17 protein-coding genes are annotated in these 14116 nt (G+C 71.7%); 6 read left to right on the forward strand and 11 right to left on the reverse strand.

Features of this window, described 5'->3' with window-relative positions; genetic code table 11:
* The 5 genes from ACFU97_RS01835 to ACFU97_RS01855 all read right to left on the reverse strand — a co-directional run.
* Positions 1-1076, reverse strand: a 1076-nt coding sequence (locus tag ACFU97_RS01835) for an LCP family protein (protein ID WP_384250280.1), incomplete at its 3' end; no start/stop codon positions are given.
* 448 nt (positions 1077-1524) lie between these two features.
* Positions 1525-1722, reverse strand: a complete 198-nt coding sequence (tatA, locus tag ACFU97_RS01840; protein WP_384249508.1) for a Sec-independent protein translocase subunit TatA — start codon at positions 1720-1722, stop codon at positions 1525-1527.
* Between the two features lie 108 nt (positions 1723-1830).
* Positions 1831-4509 (reverse strand): magnesium-translocating P-type ATPase, encoded by a 2679-nt coding sequence (gene mgtA, locus ACFU97_RS01845; RefSeq protein ID WP_384249511.1) that lies wholly within the window; start codon positions 4507-4509, stop codon positions 1831-1833.
* Positions 4502-4864 (reverse strand): ArsR/SmtB family transcription factor, encoded by a 363-nt coding sequence (locus ACFU97_RS01850; protein WP_384249513.1) that lies wholly within the window; start codon positions 4862-4864, stop codon positions 4502-4504. Before ACFU97_RS01850 ends, mgtA begins: the two co-directional genes overlap by 8 nt.
* Before the next feature lie 102 nt (positions 4865-4966).
* Positions 4967-5479: a PadR family transcriptional regulator gene (locus tag ACFU97_RS01855; protein ID WP_384249516.1), complete on the reverse strand. Its 513-nt coding sequence runs from the start codon at positions 5477-5479 to the stop codon at positions 4967-4969.
* Between the two features lie 106 nt (positions 5480-5585).
* On the opposite strand from ACFU97_RS01855, the gene ACFU97_RS01860 reads away from it, so the two are divergent.
* Positions 5586-6146, forward strand: coding sequence for a hypothetical protein (locus ACFU97_RS01860; protein ID WP_384249518.1), 561 nt, complete (start codon positions 5586-5588; stop codon positions 6144-6146).
* A gap of 73 nt (positions 6147-6219) precedes the next feature.
* A complete protein-coding gene (locus tag ACFU97_RS01865) occupies positions 6220-7179 on the forward strand; it encodes a D-2-hydroxyacid dehydrogenase family protein (protein WP_384250282.1) in 960 nt (319 codons plus the stop codon).
* Positions 7180-7230: 51 nt separating this feature from the next.
* Here ACFU97_RS01865 and ACFU97_RS01870 read toward each other — a convergent pair whose 3' ends face one another.
* The 6 genes from ACFU97_RS01870 to ACFU97_RS01895 form a co-directional block, all read right to left on the reverse strand.
* Entirely contained in the window at positions 7231-8100 is an 870-nt protein-coding gene (locus ACFU97_RS01870; protein ID WP_384249521.1) for a tyrosinase family protein, read from the reverse strand.
* Positions 8084-8599: a tyrosinase family oxidase copper chaperone gene (locus tag ACFU97_RS01875; protein WP_384249524.1), complete on the reverse strand. Its 516-nt coding sequence runs from the start codon at positions 8597-8599 to the stop codon at positions 8084-8086. The genes ACFU97_RS01870 and ACFU97_RS01875 overlap by 17 nt, the downstream gene beginning before the upstream one ends.
* A gap of 108 nt (positions 8600-8707) precedes the next feature.
* Positions 8708-9289, reverse strand: a complete 582-nt coding sequence (locus tag ACFU97_RS01880) for a vitamin K epoxide reductase family protein (RefSeq protein ID WP_384249527.1) — start codon at positions 9287-9289, stop codon at positions 8708-8710.
* Positions 9289-9792, reverse strand: coding sequence for a DUF5949 family protein (locus ACFU97_RS01885; protein WP_384249530.1), 504 nt, complete (start codon positions 9790-9792; stop codon positions 9289-9291). Before ACFU97_RS01885 ends, ACFU97_RS01880 begins: the two co-directional genes overlap by 1 nt.
* A 271-nt stretch (positions 9793-10063) precedes the next feature.
* The gene (locus tag ACFU97_RS01890; protein ID WP_384249533.1) at positions 10064-10723 is read right to left on the reverse strand and encodes a hypothetical protein; all 660 of its coding nucleotides are present in this window, start codon (positions 10721-10723) and stop codon (positions 10064-10066) included.
* A 106-nt stretch (positions 10724-10829) separates the two neighbouring features.
* Positions 10830-11585: a beta-glucanase gene (locus ACFU97_RS01895; protein WP_384249536.1), complete on the reverse strand. Its 756-nt coding sequence runs from the start codon at positions 11583-11585 to the stop codon at positions 10830-10832.
* A 276-nt stretch (positions 11586-11861) separates the two neighbouring features.
* Between ACFU97_RS01895 and ACFU97_RS01900 the strand changes: the two genes are divergently transcribed.
* The 4 genes from ACFU97_RS01900 to ACFU97_RS01915 all read left to right on the forward strand — a co-directional run bounded on the left by ACFU97_RS01900 (position 11862) and on the right by ACFU97_RS01915 (position 13768).
* Positions 11862-12248: a hypothetical protein gene (locus ACFU97_RS01900; protein WP_384249538.1), complete on the forward strand. Its 387-nt coding sequence runs from the start codon at positions 11862-11864 to the stop codon at positions 12246-12248.
* 440 nt (positions 12249-12688) lie between these two features.
* On the forward strand, positions 12689-13009 hold the full coding sequence (locus ACFU97_RS01905) for a hypothetical protein (protein ID WP_384249540.1): 321 nt from the start codon (positions 12689-12691) through the stop codon (positions 13007-13009).
* A 62-nt stretch (positions 13010-13071) separates the two neighbouring features.
* Positions 13072-13389 carry a hypothetical protein gene (locus ACFU97_RS01910; RefSeq protein ID WP_384249542.1) on the forward strand — a complete coding sequence of 106 codons (318 nt, stop codon included), beginning with the start codon at positions 13072-13074 and terminating at the stop codon, positions 13387-13389.
* Between the two features lie 58 nt (positions 13390-13447).
* On the forward strand, positions 13448-13768 hold the full coding sequence (locus ACFU97_RS01915) for a hypothetical protein (RefSeq protein WP_384249545.1): 321 nt from the start codon (positions 13448-13450) through the stop codon (positions 13766-13768).
* Positions 13769-14116: the final 348 nt, after the last annotated feature.

A 14116-nucleotide genomic window follows, 5' to 3' on the forward strand; every position in this document is an offset into this window, starting at 1 on the left:
ACCGAGGCGCGTCCGGCGGTGGTGGTGCCGTTCTCGACCTCCACGGCGACCTCGGAGGCCGGCACGGTGGCCGCCGGCGACGGGGACGCGGACTTCGCGGCCTTCTTCTTGCCGCTGCTCGACGTCAGGGACTGGTCGTCGGCGATCGTCGCGAACAGCGACTTGGCGGCGGCCGCGGGCACGACGCGGTCGGCGTTGGTCGGGTCGGCCGCCGTCTGCATCGTCGTGAACGTCATCCGTTTCGACGGCACCTTGTTCAGGTCGGTCGCCAGGTCGACGAGCTTGCTCACGCTGCCGAGACCGGTGTCCACGGTCAGCGCCTTGGTGGCGGCGTCGGCGAGCGAGTAGACCTTGGCCGGGTTGGCCAGCGTGCCCGCGCTCTTGAACTTGCGGATCATGGCGCCCAGGAAGAGGTGCTGGGAGACCGTGCGGCCCAGGTCGCTGCCGTCGCCGAAGCCGTGCCGGGAGCGGACGAACTCGAGCGCCGCCTGGCCCTTGAGGGTGTGCGAGCCCTTGGCGAGCTTGAGGTGCGAGTAGGTGTCGTAGACGTTGTCGCTGACGCACACCGACACCCCGCCCACGGCGTCGGACATCTTCACCACGCCGGAGAAGTCGAGCATCACGAAGTGGTCGATGGTGATGCCGGTGAGCTGGTGGACGGTGTCGACCTGGCAGGCCGCGCCGTACTGGAGCGCGCTGTTGATCTGCCCGTGGAAGCCGGACGTCGACTGGCCGGTGTCCGGGTCCTTGCAGGCGGGGACATCGGTCATGGTGTCGCGCGGGATGCTCATCACGGTGGCGTTGGAGCGGTCGGCGGAGACGTGCACCACCATCTCCACGTCCGCGTTGTGCCCGGCGGTCGAACTCGCCGAGCCGCAGCCGCCGCCCAGCTTGCAGTCGGCGGCGTTGTTCCGGCCGTCCGAGCCGATCACCAGGATGTTGATCGGGGTCCGGCCGAAGGCGTCCGCCTTCTCCTGGCCGCCCTTGCCGTCGAGCGAGACGCTGTTGATGTTGCCGTTCAGGTGCTCGTACAGCCACGCGCCCGCACCCGCGGTGACCAGGATCAGCGCGGACACCGTGAACAGGGCTATGCGTGCGATCCTTCGGCGCCGGGCGACGGGCCTGGCCCGCCGGTTCGCTCGGCGCCCCCGGCCGTGCGCCGCCTGCCGGGCGGCCGCGCGGCCTCCGTGCGAGGACCGGTGCGCTCCGTCGTCGCCCGCGTGACGCTGGTGCGGCACGGGCGCCGAGCGGTCGCGGCCGCCGGACCGGTCGCGCGCCGCCGAGCGGGCACGGGTGGCGGCACGGCCGCGGCCTTCGCCCCAGGGGTCGCTCACGTCCCACTCCCTCTGCTCTGGCCGACGCCAACCGCCGGCGCGACGGCCGGGAGCAGGACACCGCCCCGCACGTCAGGGCGCACCCCACGGATTGGATGATTGCGCAATATAGCAACTGTGCCTGAGCGCGCAGGTGGTTTACACCACACGCACACGCTGCGACAACGCGGTTACAGAAGGGTGCCGCGGCTCACTGGGCCGCACCGTCCCCGGGCACGGAGTGGACGGCACCCTCGTCGTCCTTCATCGCCTTCGCCTCGCTCTTGAGGATGCGCATCGACTTGCCCAGACCGCGGGCGGCCTCGGGCAGCTTCTTCGATCCGAACAGCAAGATGATGACGATCGCCACGATCAGCAGGTGCCACGGTTCCAGTCCGTTGCGGAGCATCCCGCCCACCCCTCTCCCACGGTTGATGGTTGCTACATTGCGCAACTGTACAACCAATGGCTCCGCGTCCCGCCCGGCGCGGTCCTGCACGGATCGCGCTGCGCGGTCCTACACGCTCCGCCCGGACGGCTCCCGTTCCGCCATCTTCCGCTCCTGCCGCGCCCGTTCCGCCATCCCCCGCTCCTGCCGCGCCCGGACCGCCACCAACCCCACCGCGTACAGCGCGAGTACGGCCGCCAGCAGCAGGTAGTACAGGAGCGGCAGCGGCGACAGCCCGAGCAGCGATCCCAGCGGCGACACCGGCACCAGCAGCCCTACGGTGGCCAGCGCGCCCGCCGCCCAGCCGATCGGCCCCGGCCGCCCGCCGGTCGCGCTCCGCCGCCCGGCGCGCAGGAGGACCATCACCAGCGCCTGGGTCAGCAGGTTCTCGGTGAACCAGCCGGAGTGGAAGGCCGAGGCGTCCGCCAGCCCCTCGAACCCGCTCAGCGCGAACGCCAGCACCCCGAAGGTGGCGAGGTCGGCGACCGCGTTCAGGACGCCGAAGCCGGTGATGAAGCGCAGCAGTTGGCGCGGGCGCAGCACGGTCGGGCGGCGCAGCACCGAGGGGTGCGGCCGGTCGTGGGCGAAGGCGAGCTGGGCGGCGTCGAAGCAGAGGTTCTGCGCCAGCACCTGCGCCGGGAGCATCGGCAGGAAGGGCAGCAGGAGGCCGGCCGCGAGCATCGCGATGACGTTGCCGAGGTTCGAGGACAGGGTGATGCGCAGGTAGGTGGCGATGTTGCCGCCCGCGTACCGTCCGGCCGCGATGCCGTGGTCGATCGCGGTGAGGTCCTTCTCGGCGAGGACCAGGTCGGCGCTCTCGCGGGCGACGTCCACGGCGTCGCGTGGTGCGATGCCGACGTCGGCGGCGCGCAGCGCGGGCAGGTCGTTGACCCCGTCGCCGAGATGGCCGACCGTGTGCCCGCTCGCGCGCAGCGCGGTGACGACACGGGCCTTGTGCTCGGGGGCGCAGCGGGCGAAGACGACGGTCCCGGCGGCGGCCTCGGCTAGCTCGGCATCGGTCAGGTCGTCGACGCGCTCGCCGGTCAGGACGCCGTCCGGCGGCACGTCGATGCCCAGGTCCCGGCAGGCGCGCACCGCCGTGCCCGGGTGGTCGCCGGTGACGACCCTGACGCAGACGCCCCGTCCCGCGAGCACGCGCAGTGCGGTGGCGGCGGTCGGGGCGAGCGCGTCCCTGAAGGTGACGAACCCCCGGAGTTCCAGGCCCCGTTCGTCGGCCGGCGTGTAGTCACGCGTGCGTGCGGAGCGCTCGGCGGTGGCGACCGCGAGGACCCGCAGCCCCTCGTCCGCGTGCCGCGCGGCGAGCGCGAGCAGCTCCGCACGCTCCTCGTCCGCCAGGACGCAGCGCTCCAGCACGGCTTCCGCGGCACCCTTGACGACCAGGGTGTGCACGCCCGGCCGGCCCGGCGTGCGGACCACGGCGGTGGCAAGGCGCCGCGGCGAATCGAAGGGCAGGGCCGCCACGCCGTCGTACGCCATGACGTCCTCCTCGTCGGCGGCGTCGAGCACCGCGTCGTCGAGGGCGTCCGGTGCGGGCAGGTCGGCGAGCTGGAGGGTCCACCAGGCGTTGACCGCGGCCCAGCGCAGCACCTCGGGGTCGTCCCGTCCGCCGGGGCCGAGGGCGCGGTGCAGGACCGGCCGGTCCTGGGTGAGGGTGCCGGTCTTGTCGAGGCACAGCACATCGGCGGCGCCGAGGTCGTGCAGGGCGGGCAGCCGTTTGACGATCACGCCGTGCTGCCGCGCGAGCAGCGAGGCCCCGCGCGCCAGGCACAGGGTGACGATGACGGGCAGCATCTCCGGCGTCAGCCCGACGGCGACCGCGACGGCGAACGGCAGCGTCTCCGGGCCGCGGTCGCGCAGGGCGGCGCCCGCCATCAGGACCAGGGGCGGGGTCAGCAGCATGAACCGGATGAGGATCCAGGAGATACCGTGCACGGACCGGTCGAAGGCGCTGGCCTCCCGCCGGTCCTCGTCACCGCTGTGCGCGGCGGCGAACCGGGTACGCGCACCGGTCGCCACGACCACCGCCGTGGCGCTCCCGGAGGCCACGCTGCTGCCCTGGAAGCACAGCTGCGGCCGGTCGAACCCACCGCCGCCGGCCGTGGTCGCCGCCTCGTCGGCGTCCTTGGCCACAGGCGCCGACTCGCCCGTGAGCGGCGCCTGATGCACGGTCAGTCCCCGGGCGCGCAGCAGCCGTACGTCGGCCGGGACCAGGTCGCCCGGGCCGAGCCGGATCACGTCCCCGGGCACCAGCTCGTCCACGGGGATCTCCCGCACATCCGGCGGCAGGTCCTCGCCGTCCCGGCGCAGGACGGTCGCGGTGGTGGCGACCAGGCGGCGCAGCCCGGCCATGGACCGGTCGGCCCGGTGCTCCCCGGACGCCCGCAGCGCGCAGCTCACCGCGACCAGCAGGAGGATCACGCAGGCGGTGCCCCAGGAGGCGACGGCCGCCGAGACCAGGCCGAGGCAGAGCAGCACGGCGGTGAACGGGTCGCGCAGACTCCGCCCCAGCGCCCTCGGCCAGGAGGACTCCCGGCGCCCCGGCAGCACATTGGGGCCGACACGGGCCTGCCGCTGCGCCGCCTGCGCCTCGGTCAGGCCGCGGGGGCCGCTGCCGAGCTGCCGCAGTGTCTGGAGCAGGGTCGCCGGGCCGGGCTCCCCCACCGCTTCGAAGCGCCGGCCGCCGGATGCGGCGTCGGCGGGCTCCGAGGGCGCCGCGCTGTCAGCCACCGGTCCCGCGCAGCCTGTGCACGGACGCGGAGGCCCCCTCGGCCCGCGCCGACAGCTGCCCCACCATCACCCGGACCACGGTCACGACGTCGGGGTCGTCCACGAAGTAGATCTGGCGCCGGCCCTCGCGGCGGGAGCGCACCAGCCCGGCGAGCTTCAGCTTCGCCAGGTGCTGACTGACCGCGGGCAGCGCGCCGCCGACCCGGTCCGCGAGATGCGTGACGTCGCTCTCGCCCTGCGCCAGCGCCCACACGATGTGCAGCCGGGCCGAGGACGCCAGCAGCCCGAAGGCGGCGGCCGCCTCCGTGAGCACCTCGGCGGAGGGATCCTCGAAGCCACCGGTGTCTGCCGCCACTGTCCTACTCCCGTCCCGCCCTGTTCCGTGCGCCGCACCGCGCCGGTTCAGTCTAGGTGCCCGTACGAGCGCGTCCGGGCGCCTGTGGACAGAGGCCGAGGCTCACTTGATCTGCGCGGCCGCCCAGTGGGCCCACTCCCGGCGCATGGCGTTGAACCGCAGCCCGTACTCCAGCGCGATCCTGCCGTGGACCGAGAGCTGGTCGTCGCCCCAGTCCACCGTCTCCGACAGCTGCCGCAGGCTCTCGCCCTCCGCCGCGGACATCTCCTCCAGCTCGGTGAGGTAACCGCGGGCCTGGCCGGGCGTGAGCACCCCGAGGAAGAAGACCCGCAGCAGGACGTCGCTGCGGATGGTGCGCTGCGGCCGGGTCTCGGTCAGCCAGTGGCGGAGCTCGGCCATGCCCTCGTCGGTGATGGCGTACTCCTTGCGGCCCCGGGGCCCCTCCGCCGCGACCGTGATCAGACCGGAGCCGTCGAGCTTGGTCAGCTCCGTGTAGATCTGGCTCTGCGTCGCCGGCCAGACGTTGGCCAGCGACGTGTCGAACAGTTTCAGCAGGTCGTACCCGCTGGCGGTGCGCTCGGAGAGCAGTCCGAGCAGGGCGTGTCGAAGGCTCATGCCTCCACCCTACTCTCGATATTCCATCATTGACATGTCGCAACAGGACCTTCTAGTTTTGACATGTCGCAAGTGAAACCAGCGAACGGAACCGGACGGAGCCCCCATGTCCTACCTGCGCACGTTCCTCCCCTGGATCGTCTTCGCCGTGGCGCCCTCCGGCAGCTGGCAGTGGGGCGCGCTCGCCGCCCTCGTGGTGGCGATCGCGGTCATCGCCCAGCAGGTGCGGGCGGGTACCGGAGTCGACGCCCTGATCATCGAGCTGGGCTCGGCCGCCTTCTTCGCCGTCCTGGCCGTGGTCGCCTTCGCCGACCCGCACTCGGGCGTGCACGACTACTCCGCGGCCCTCTCCTCCGGCACCCTGGCCGTCATCGCCGGGGTCTCGCTGGCCGTCGGCAGGCCGTTCACGCTGGGCATCGCCAAGCGCAGCACCCCGCCCGAGGTCTGGGGACTCAAGCCGTTCGTCCGCGTCAACGTCATCATCACCGCCGTATGGACCGCGGCCTTCGCCGTGACGGCCGCCCTGCTCGCCTTCGAGGCGCACGCGGGCGACGGCCACTCGACGGCCGCCACCCTCATCCAGGTGGCCGGCTTCGTCGTCCCGATGGTCTTCACCGTCCGCTACGCCGCCCACGTCCAGGCCAAGGCCCGGCAGCACGCCGTCTGACCGGGCGCCGCCGCCGGACCCCTCATGCGGGACCATGACGACCTGCACCGAGACACCGACGAAGGGACCCGCCGTGCGACTGCGCTGCGCTGTGCTCGACGACTACCAGCAGGTCGCGACCCGGATCGCCGACTGGTCGCCCGTGGCGGACCGGGTGGAGACCGTCAGCTTCCCCGAACACTTCGCCGGCGAGGACGAACTCGCCGCCGCCCTCGCCGAGTTCGACATCGTCGTCACCCTGCGCGAGCGGGTCCCCTTCCCGGCCTCGCTGTTCGCCCGCCTGCCCCGGCTCCGACTCCTCGTCGCCTCCGGCATGCGCAACAGCGTCATTGACCAGGCCGCCGCCGAGGCCCTCGGCGTCACCGTCTGCGGCACGGCCAGCGCCTCGACCCCGCCCGTCGAACTGACCTGGGCCCTGCTCCTCGGCCTGGCCCGCGGGATCGTCGAGGAGGCCAACTCCGTTCGCTCCGGCGGGCCTTGGCAGCAGACGGTCGGTGCCGACCTGCACGGCCGCCGGCTCGGCCTGCTCGGCCTCGGCAAGATCGGCAGCCGGGTCGCGCACGTGGGCCTCGCCTTCGGCATGCACGTCAGCGCCTGGAGCCAGAACCTCACCAAGGAGTACGCCGACGAGGTGGGCGTCCACCTCGCCGCCTCCAAGGAGGAGTTGCTGGCGGAGAGCGACTACGTCTCCGTGCACCTGGCCCTGAGCGACCGCACCCGCGGCCTGCTCGGCCCCGCCGAACTCGCCCTCCTCAAGCCCACGGCCTATCTGGTCAACACCTCCCGCGCGGCGATCGTCGACCAGGACGCCCTGCTCGCCGCCCTGCACGAGGGCCGCATCGCCGGCGCGGGCGTCGACGTCTTCGACGTGGAACCGCTCCCCGCCGGCCACCCGATGCGCACGGCCCCCCGCCTGCTCGCCACCCCGCACCTCGGCTACGTGTCGCGCTCGAACTACGAGACGTACTACCGCGAGGCGGTGGACGACATCCGCGCGTTCCTGGACGGCGAACCGGTACGGCGCCTGGGCTGAACGGACCCGGCGGCCCGGCCCGGCCGACCCAACCCTCCCCGGTCCGGCCGGTCAGGCGTACCGGTAGATCCCGCTCACGTCCTCCATCGAGCGCGGCGTCACGTCCCACGGCGGCATGCGCTCGTCCCGCGCGACGATCCGCCCGTGCTGGTCGTCGCCGGGTCCGGGCGGCGAGGCCGGCAGATAGCGCGCGCTCTTGCGGTGCCGCTGCTGCCACCGCGTCCACTGCAGGTCGACGAAGGCGTGGTGCAGCCAGAACACGGGGTCGTTGACGGAGGCCCCGCCGAGCATGGCGCCGCCCACCCAGCGGTGCACGCGGTTGTGGTTGCGCCAGGCGACGTGGTCCTGGCCGGTCCCCCACCCCTCCAGCTTGTTGCGGAAGCCCTTGGTGCAGGTGGAGTCCCAGGGCGAGGTGTCGTAGACCTTGTCGGCGAGCGCCGCGTCCAGGTCCTGCTTCGTCGGCAGCTCGATGGGGTTGCGGGGGCGCCCGAAGTCCCTGGTGAGGAAGGCGCCGTCGGTGACGCCCTCCTTGATCGGCCAGTAGCCCTGCGCATAGGCGAAGGGCCCGCTGACGACCTGGCGGTCGGGGCTGCGCCCGTTCCCGCCGAGCAGGTCGTCGGTCCAGGGCGTGGCCGTGGCCGAACGGTCCCGCGTCCAGTCCCAGTACGGCACCGTCACCGACGGGTCGACCCGCTGCAGCGCCCGCTCCAGGTCCAGCAGGAAGCGCCGGTGCCAGGGCAGGAAGGAGGGGCCCATGTGCGCCGCGCGCAGACCCCTGTCGCCGTCGGCGGTGTAGAACGCGATGTGCAGCCGTACGAACTCGTCGTACTCGCCACGCCACTTGATCTCCAGCAGCGCGTTGACCAACCGCCGCCGCTCGTCGGGCGTCAGCTTGGCGGCGTTCTTACGCACGTACGCCATGGTGTCCTCCCATGTGCCCGTCCCGCTCGCCGAACGGTCCCGGCGCCAGATCGCGCAGCCGCCGCCCGGGCCCGAGTTCGTCCACGGCCGCCCGGGTCGCCTCCAGCGAGGTCCGGTACGAGCTGTAGTGGTCGACCATGGTCAGCCAGGTGCCGTCGGCACGGTGCATCAGATGCAGCGGATGGCCGTCCACGGTGACCTCCCACGCACACCCCTCGGGCCCGCACGCCCCGGCGGGCACGGGCGTTCCCTTGATACGGCGGCCCCGGTACACCTCGTCGAAGGCCCGCTCCCCCGTGTCCCGGTGGCCCGCGTGAGCGGCCCCGGACCGCGGGGCGCGCGAGGCCGCGACGAGCGGGGCGAGCGCGAGGGCCGCGGCGCAGGCGAGCAGCCCCCGCCTTATCACCCGTCGTGTCCGCCGCTCGGGCCCGTCGTACACCCCCTCGCCCGGCTCCGGCTCCGCGTCCGTCCGCACCCCGTCGTCAGCACCGACCGTCATGGCTCACTCCTTCGGACAGATCCTCGTGTCCGCAGCGGTTAACCACAGGTCGGGCCGCACCGTCACCACCGATTCGGCCAAACGGCCCTGTCCTGGCACTCCGGAGAGTCAGCTCGTCCAGAAGTCCCACCAGCGGGTGAGGATCAGCATGCCGACGACGCCGATGTGCAGCACGGGCAGGACCCAGGTGAACTCCGCCAGGAAGTTCTTCACCGGGCCCGGCGCGGGCAGGAAGCCGGCCCGCACCACGAAGGACGTCACGTACCAGAACAGCAGGATCGTCGCGGCCCAGGCCAGACAGCACCACAGGCACAGCGCGTTGATCCGGTACAGCGACTGGAACTGCAGCCAGGACACGAACCCGATCCCGAACAGGCAGCCCGCCCCGAAGGTCAGCCAGTACCACCCGGCGAACTCCGCGCCGGCCAGCAGACTCATGCCGACGCAGATCACGGCGGCGTAGGCCACCAGGCCCAGCATCGGGTTGGGGAACCCGAAGACCGAGGCCTGGGCGCTCTTCATCACGCTGCCGCAGGACACCACCGGGTTCAGGCTGCAGCCCGGCACGAAGGCGGGGTTCTTCAGCAGCTTGAACTCGTCGATGGTGATGACCCAGGAGGCCAGCAGCCCCGCCGCGCCGGTGAGCACCAGGAGCACGGCGAGCGCGGGGCCGCTCCCGGCCCGCCGCATCAGGCGCGCGGGCCCTGCGCCGGCAGAACGACGTGCGCGGCGGCCCGCAGGGTCTGCTCGGCGGTGACGAAGGAGGTCAGCACCTCCGCGTCGATCGGCTGACCGGGTCTGCCTTCGGGCCAGGGGCGGGTGGTGAACACGAGGTAGGCGTAGCCGCGTTCGCCCACGGCCGTCAGCCAGGCGGGCGGAGCGGCGCAGCGGGCACCCAGCTGCGGCAGGTCGACGACGGCCTCGCCGCCCTCGACGCGCAGCGTGATGGCCAGGCCGGTCCCTTCGGCGGTGCCGTCGAAGAGGGCGCCGCCGGCCGTCAGCCCGTTGCTCGCCAGCAGCGCCTCGACCGCGGCGGCCGTCGTCCCGGGACCGCCCGCGGCGTCCCCGAGGGAGTAGGCCAGCAGATACGGCATGTCGGCACCGTCGGCGGCCCCGCTGCTCCAGGGCAGCAGGACGAGCGTGCCGAGCTGGGCTAGATCGAAGGGAAGCGTCTCGCTCGGGGTGGAGGTCACCGCGCACCGTCCTTCAGGAGCCTCATCGTGGTCCTTTCGCGGCGCCTGACGCCACCTCGGGAAAAGCTGATGCCACGCTCAACGAGTCCCGTGCGGGCCGGAAACCCCGCACCCGGAAGACATATGAGATCCCCGCGGCAGCAGACACTCCCCGCGAACACCCCCCGAAAACCCCACCGCCGGACCGTCACGAACGACGGCCCGGCGGCGGAGTGCACGAACTCACTTCACTTCATTTGATCACTGGATCGGCGATGCCGCATCAGGAGCGTCACCCCACCGGCAACGGCAGCGACGGCAGGGCGGGCAGACCGGGCAGGTTCGGCGCGGGCAGTCCGCTGTTGAGCAGCGTCGCGGCGAGGAAGTTGACCACGGCGGTCAGCACGCCGGTCACCGCCGGGACGACCTTGCTCGCGTCGCCGGAGGTCACCGCCGCGAGCAGGGTGTCGAGCGCCTTCTGCAGACCGGCGAGGGCGTCGGCCTTGAGGTCCTTGGGTGCCGGGGTCCTGCCGTGGGCGCCCTGCTGCGACAGGGACGGCAGCTTCACCGGCGAGGCCACCGTGGAGTTCGGTGGCGCGACCGGCGCCGTCGCGGCACCGGGCACGGTCGAGGCCGGCGTGGTGATCTTGGTGATGGCGTCCTTCACCGCGGTGACGAGCTTCTGCGCCTCGTCGGCGGAGAGTTGGCCGTTGTCGGCCTTCAGCACCGCGTCGAGCAGGGCGGAGACCGGGGCGAGCACACTGCCCAGATCGCCGAGGCTCTTGACCTGGGCGAGCAGTGCGTCCGCGCCGGGGACGGGTGCCCCCCGGGACGCGGCACGGGTGCTTACCCGGGCCGAGTCGGCCGCGACGGCGGCCGGGCCGGTGATGCCGACCAGAAGGGTGGCGCAGAGGGCGGTGGCCGCGATACGCCGTGCGGACAGACCACGCATGGGTGTTCCTTTCGAATGCGTCGGATCCTGAGCCCACCGTGAAATCGCCCGTCGTGGCCTGCAACCGCTGACACCCCGTTGGAGGTACGGCCCGCGCGCCAACCCCTCAGCGGTACACGCGCAGATGGTCCACGGCGAAGGTGACCGGCTTCGTGCCGGTGGGAGCCGGGTGGTACTCGCCCGCGCACAGCGAGAGGTTGAGGATCAGGTACGCGGACCAGCGGTGGCCGACGCCCTTGCCGTCCCGGAAGACCCGCTCGCCGTCCACGTACCAGTCGACGGAACGCTCGCCGTAGTGGCTGCCGACGGTCACCCACCTGTCGGGGACGATCGCGTCGGCGTCGGTGTAATACGTGCAGGCGTCGTGGACGTGGTTGCACAGCTCGAGCAGGTGCGGGTTGTCCGGGTGGTACTCGAAGGTGTCGACCTCGTTCCCGCCGTCCTTCCAGGTCCACAGCGCCGGCCAGGCGCCCGCCCGGTACGGCAGCTTGACGCGGACCTCCGCGTAGTCGCCGGTGCGCACCCGGAAGCCCTCGTCGGAGTACTCGGTGGTGAGCAGTCCGGTGCGCCAGGCCCGCCGGCCGTTCTCCAGGATGTGGTGCGCCGGGGTGGCGGTGAAGGTGGCCACGCTGCCCGACACGGTCACGCAGCCCGGGTCGAGCCAGTCGAGCTTGTTGTCGTCCGGGTTGTGGTTCGCGTACCGGTAGGCACTGGTCCGGTCGCCGACCCACCTCTCGCCCCAGGCGATCGGGATGTCGAACTCCTCCGACCAGACGAGCGACTTCCCGAGGGCCGATCCGGTGAGCCCGGCGGCACCGGCGGAGGGCACGGCCGGCGTGTGCTTGCTGCTGTCGGCGGTCATGGCCGCGAGGGTAGGGCCGCCGGCCGGCCGGCTCCGCCGAAGTAACGGAACCCCCTGGAATTCCTCCGCCCGGACTACCCGCGTGGCCGACATCCGGCGCACCATACGATCAATGGATTCACCGACGATGTGAATCCCTCGGCAACGCATCGCGGGAAAACATTCTTCACTCCCCCGACTTTCATGCGTATGGAGTAACGCGTCGATTTGCGCAGTGCATCGACTGCTATGTTCTCCAGCCGTCGGATCAGAGGTAACTTTCAACCGAGGTGAATCATGAAGAAGGCAGTTTTCACCACTGCTGCATTGGCCATCGGCGCCGGTCTCGTGGGTGGCTCCGCCGCCGCGGCCTCCGCCGCTGCCGCGCCCGCCCCCTCGGCCGGTCTGCTCGGTGTCATGTCGCCGACCAAGGTCACCCCGGCGGTCGTTCCGGCCGCCGACGTCGTCACGCGCATCGCCCGTGACGGCAAGATCACCAACGGCAGCGCGTTCGACGAGAAGCCCTCGGGCGGCGCCTCCGGCGTCTACCTGGACGGCATGGACCCGAACGCCGCCAAGCAGCCCACCATCCCCGTGCACAACCCGGCCGGCCGGGGCGCCGTCCAGGTCCACCCGCTGCAGGCACCGACGGCCGCCGGCCTCGGCAGCCTGCTCGGCAAGTGACACCACGCAGACCGTAGGAGTCGGCACCACCGGCGAAAGCCCTCACGGCTTCACGACGCTCTCGCGGCCGTGACCCCAAGACCGACACCGCGCCCAGGACTCGGCGGAGCGAACCCGCCGGGACCCACGCAGCATCTCTCCGGCCCACCGGCCCTCTCCCTTCCGGTGGGCCGGAGACGCGTCGCCCCCCGGTCCGTACGCCCTCCCCCGCGCAGCCGTCCTTTTCTCCCCGGCGACCGCCGCGCTCGCCTTTCGGATTGTCGTTCATATGGGCCGCAAGGATTCCCCCTGCATTCCCCGTTGACACGGCCGGGGCACCTGGCATTGCGCCATCCGATTGAATCAGACCTGTTTAGCCGCTCTTCCCGTGACTTATGCGCGCAAATCAAGGTTTCCTGGTATGCAAGCGTGCGCAACCGTGAATTGAGGAAGGAACTGAGTTGCCCAGGAAGTTCGCGGTCATCACTGCCCTCACCCTCGGCGCTGTGGTCAGCAGCGTCGGCGTTGCTTCGGCTCACGACAACAACACCGAAATCAAGGGTGGTGGCGGTTTCTCGTCGTCCCCGGTCGTCGTGAACGCCCCGCAGCAGGGTGTTCTCGTCGTCAACGGCACGGTCGTCGACGGCCGTTGCATCGCGCCATGGTCCAACGGTGCGGTTCTCGCGGGCGTCCTCGCCCCGAACTCGCACTACGCCGCCTGCAACACGGCGGACATCGACCAGTCGCAGAACGCCCCCCACGTGGGTGGCCTGCTCCTCTGACCCCTGCCCGATCTCATCGGATCAGGTGCAACACCCACATTCAGCCCTGAAAGGCGCAACTCATGCGTAACAAGGTTACGGCCATTTCCGCCCTCGCCGCGGGCGTCGTCCTCGCGGCGGCAGGCACCGCTGCGGCCGACAACTGCACCACCGTCAAGGGTGGTGGCGGCTTCTCGTCGTCCCCGGTCGTCGTGAACGCCCCCCAGCAGGGTGTCGCCGTCGTCAACGGCACGGTTGCCGACCTGCGTTGCGTAGCGCCGTGGTCCAACGGCGCCGTCCTCGGCGGCGTCCTCGCCACGAACTCGCACTACGCCGCCTGCAACACGGCGGACATCGACCAGTCGCAGAACTCCGCCTACAAGGGCGGTCTGCTCCTCTGACCTGTTCCGAGCATTCGGAACACGGAAATCCCCAACTGCCCACCGAAAGGCGCATCTTATGCGTAACAAGGTTACGGCCATTTCCGCCATCGCCGCCGGCATCGTCCTCGCGACCGGTGGGGCTGCCGCTGCCAGCGACAACAACACCGACGTCACGGGTGGCAACGGCTTCTCGTCGTCGCCGGTCGTCGTGAACGCCCCCCAGCAGGGTGTCGCCGTCGTCAACGGCACGGTCGTCGACGGTCGCTGCATCGCTCCGTGGTCCAACGGTGCCGTTCTGGGTGTCATCCTGGCCCCGAACTCGCACTACGCCGCGTGCAACACCGCCAAGGTCGACCAGTCGCAGAACTCCCCGTACGCGGGTGGCCTGCTTCTCTGATCTGCCTTTCGCCCGATGGCGGTCCGCCGGAACTCTCCGGTGGGCCGCCATCGGCTTTTCCTGGCCCAGGACTTACGCACAGAAAAAGGCCGCGGGGCCTGTCTGCGTCTGCTGCATATGACGCTGACAGGCCCCGCGGTCGGGAGGCGACCGGTGAAGTCCGGCGGGTTCGCCGTTCGGTCGGGGCGGCCAACAAGGAGGAAAGGCGCCCGTCCGCCACGGCATTCCCGCCGGCGCTCCGCAATGCGGTCCACGCCGGGCTGTTCCAACGGGAACAACGACACCGCGCCGCCGCCGGTCACTGCCTGTCCTTCGTTTGGCCCAGCGCACACGCATTGCGCTCCCCCG

This window comes from Streptomyces sp. NPDC057616 (assembly GCF_042800575.1).
In the GTDB taxonomy this organism is placed as follows: domain Bacteria; phylum Actinomycetota; class Actinomycetes; order Streptomycetales; family Streptomycetaceae; genus Streptomyces.

Coding starts and splice junctions, on each gene's coding strand:
- tatA (WP_384249508.1), bottom strand. CDS start 1,722: ATGCTCCGCAACGGACTGGAACCGTGGCACCTGCTGATCGTGGCGATC.
- ACFU97_RS01855 (WP_384249516.1), bottom strand. CDS start 5,479: ATGAGCCTTCGACACGCCCTGCTCGGACTGCTCTCCGAGCGCACCGCC.
- ACFU97_RS01860 (WP_384249518.1), top strand. CDS start 5,586: ATGTCCTACCTGCGCACGTTCCTCCCCTGGATCGTCTTCGCCGTGGCG.
- ACFU97_RS01870 (WP_384249521.1), bottom strand. CDS start 8,100: ATGGCGTACGTGCGTAAGAACGCCGCCAAGCTGACGCCCGACGAGCGG.
- ACFU97_RS01875 (WP_384249524.1), bottom strand. CDS start 8,599: ATGACGGTCGGTGCTGACGACGGGGTGCGGACGGACGCGGAGCCGGAG.
- ACFU97_RS01880 (WP_384249527.1), bottom strand. CDS start 9,289: ATGCGGCGGGCCGGGAGCGGCCCCGCGCTCGCCGTGCTCCTGGTGCTC.
- ACFU97_RS01890 (WP_384249533.1), bottom strand. CDS start 10,723: ATGCGTGGTCTGTCCGCACGGCGTATCGCGGCCACCGCCCTCTGCGCC.
- ACFU97_RS01895 (WP_384249536.1), bottom strand. CDS start 11,585: ATGACCGCCGACAGCAGCAAGCACACGCCGGCCGTGCCCTCCGCCGGT.
- ACFU97_RS01900 (WP_384249538.1), top strand. CDS start 11,862: ATGAAGAAGGCAGTTTTCACCACTGCTGCATTGGCCATCGGCGCCGGT.
- ACFU97_RS01910 (WP_384249542.1), top strand. CDS start 13,072: ATGCGTAACAAGGTTACGGCCATTTCCGCCCTCGCCGCGGGCGTCGTC.
- ACFU97_RS01915 (WP_384249545.1), top strand. CDS start 13,448: ATGCGTAACAAGGTTACGGCCATTTCCGCCATCGCCGCCGGCATCGTC.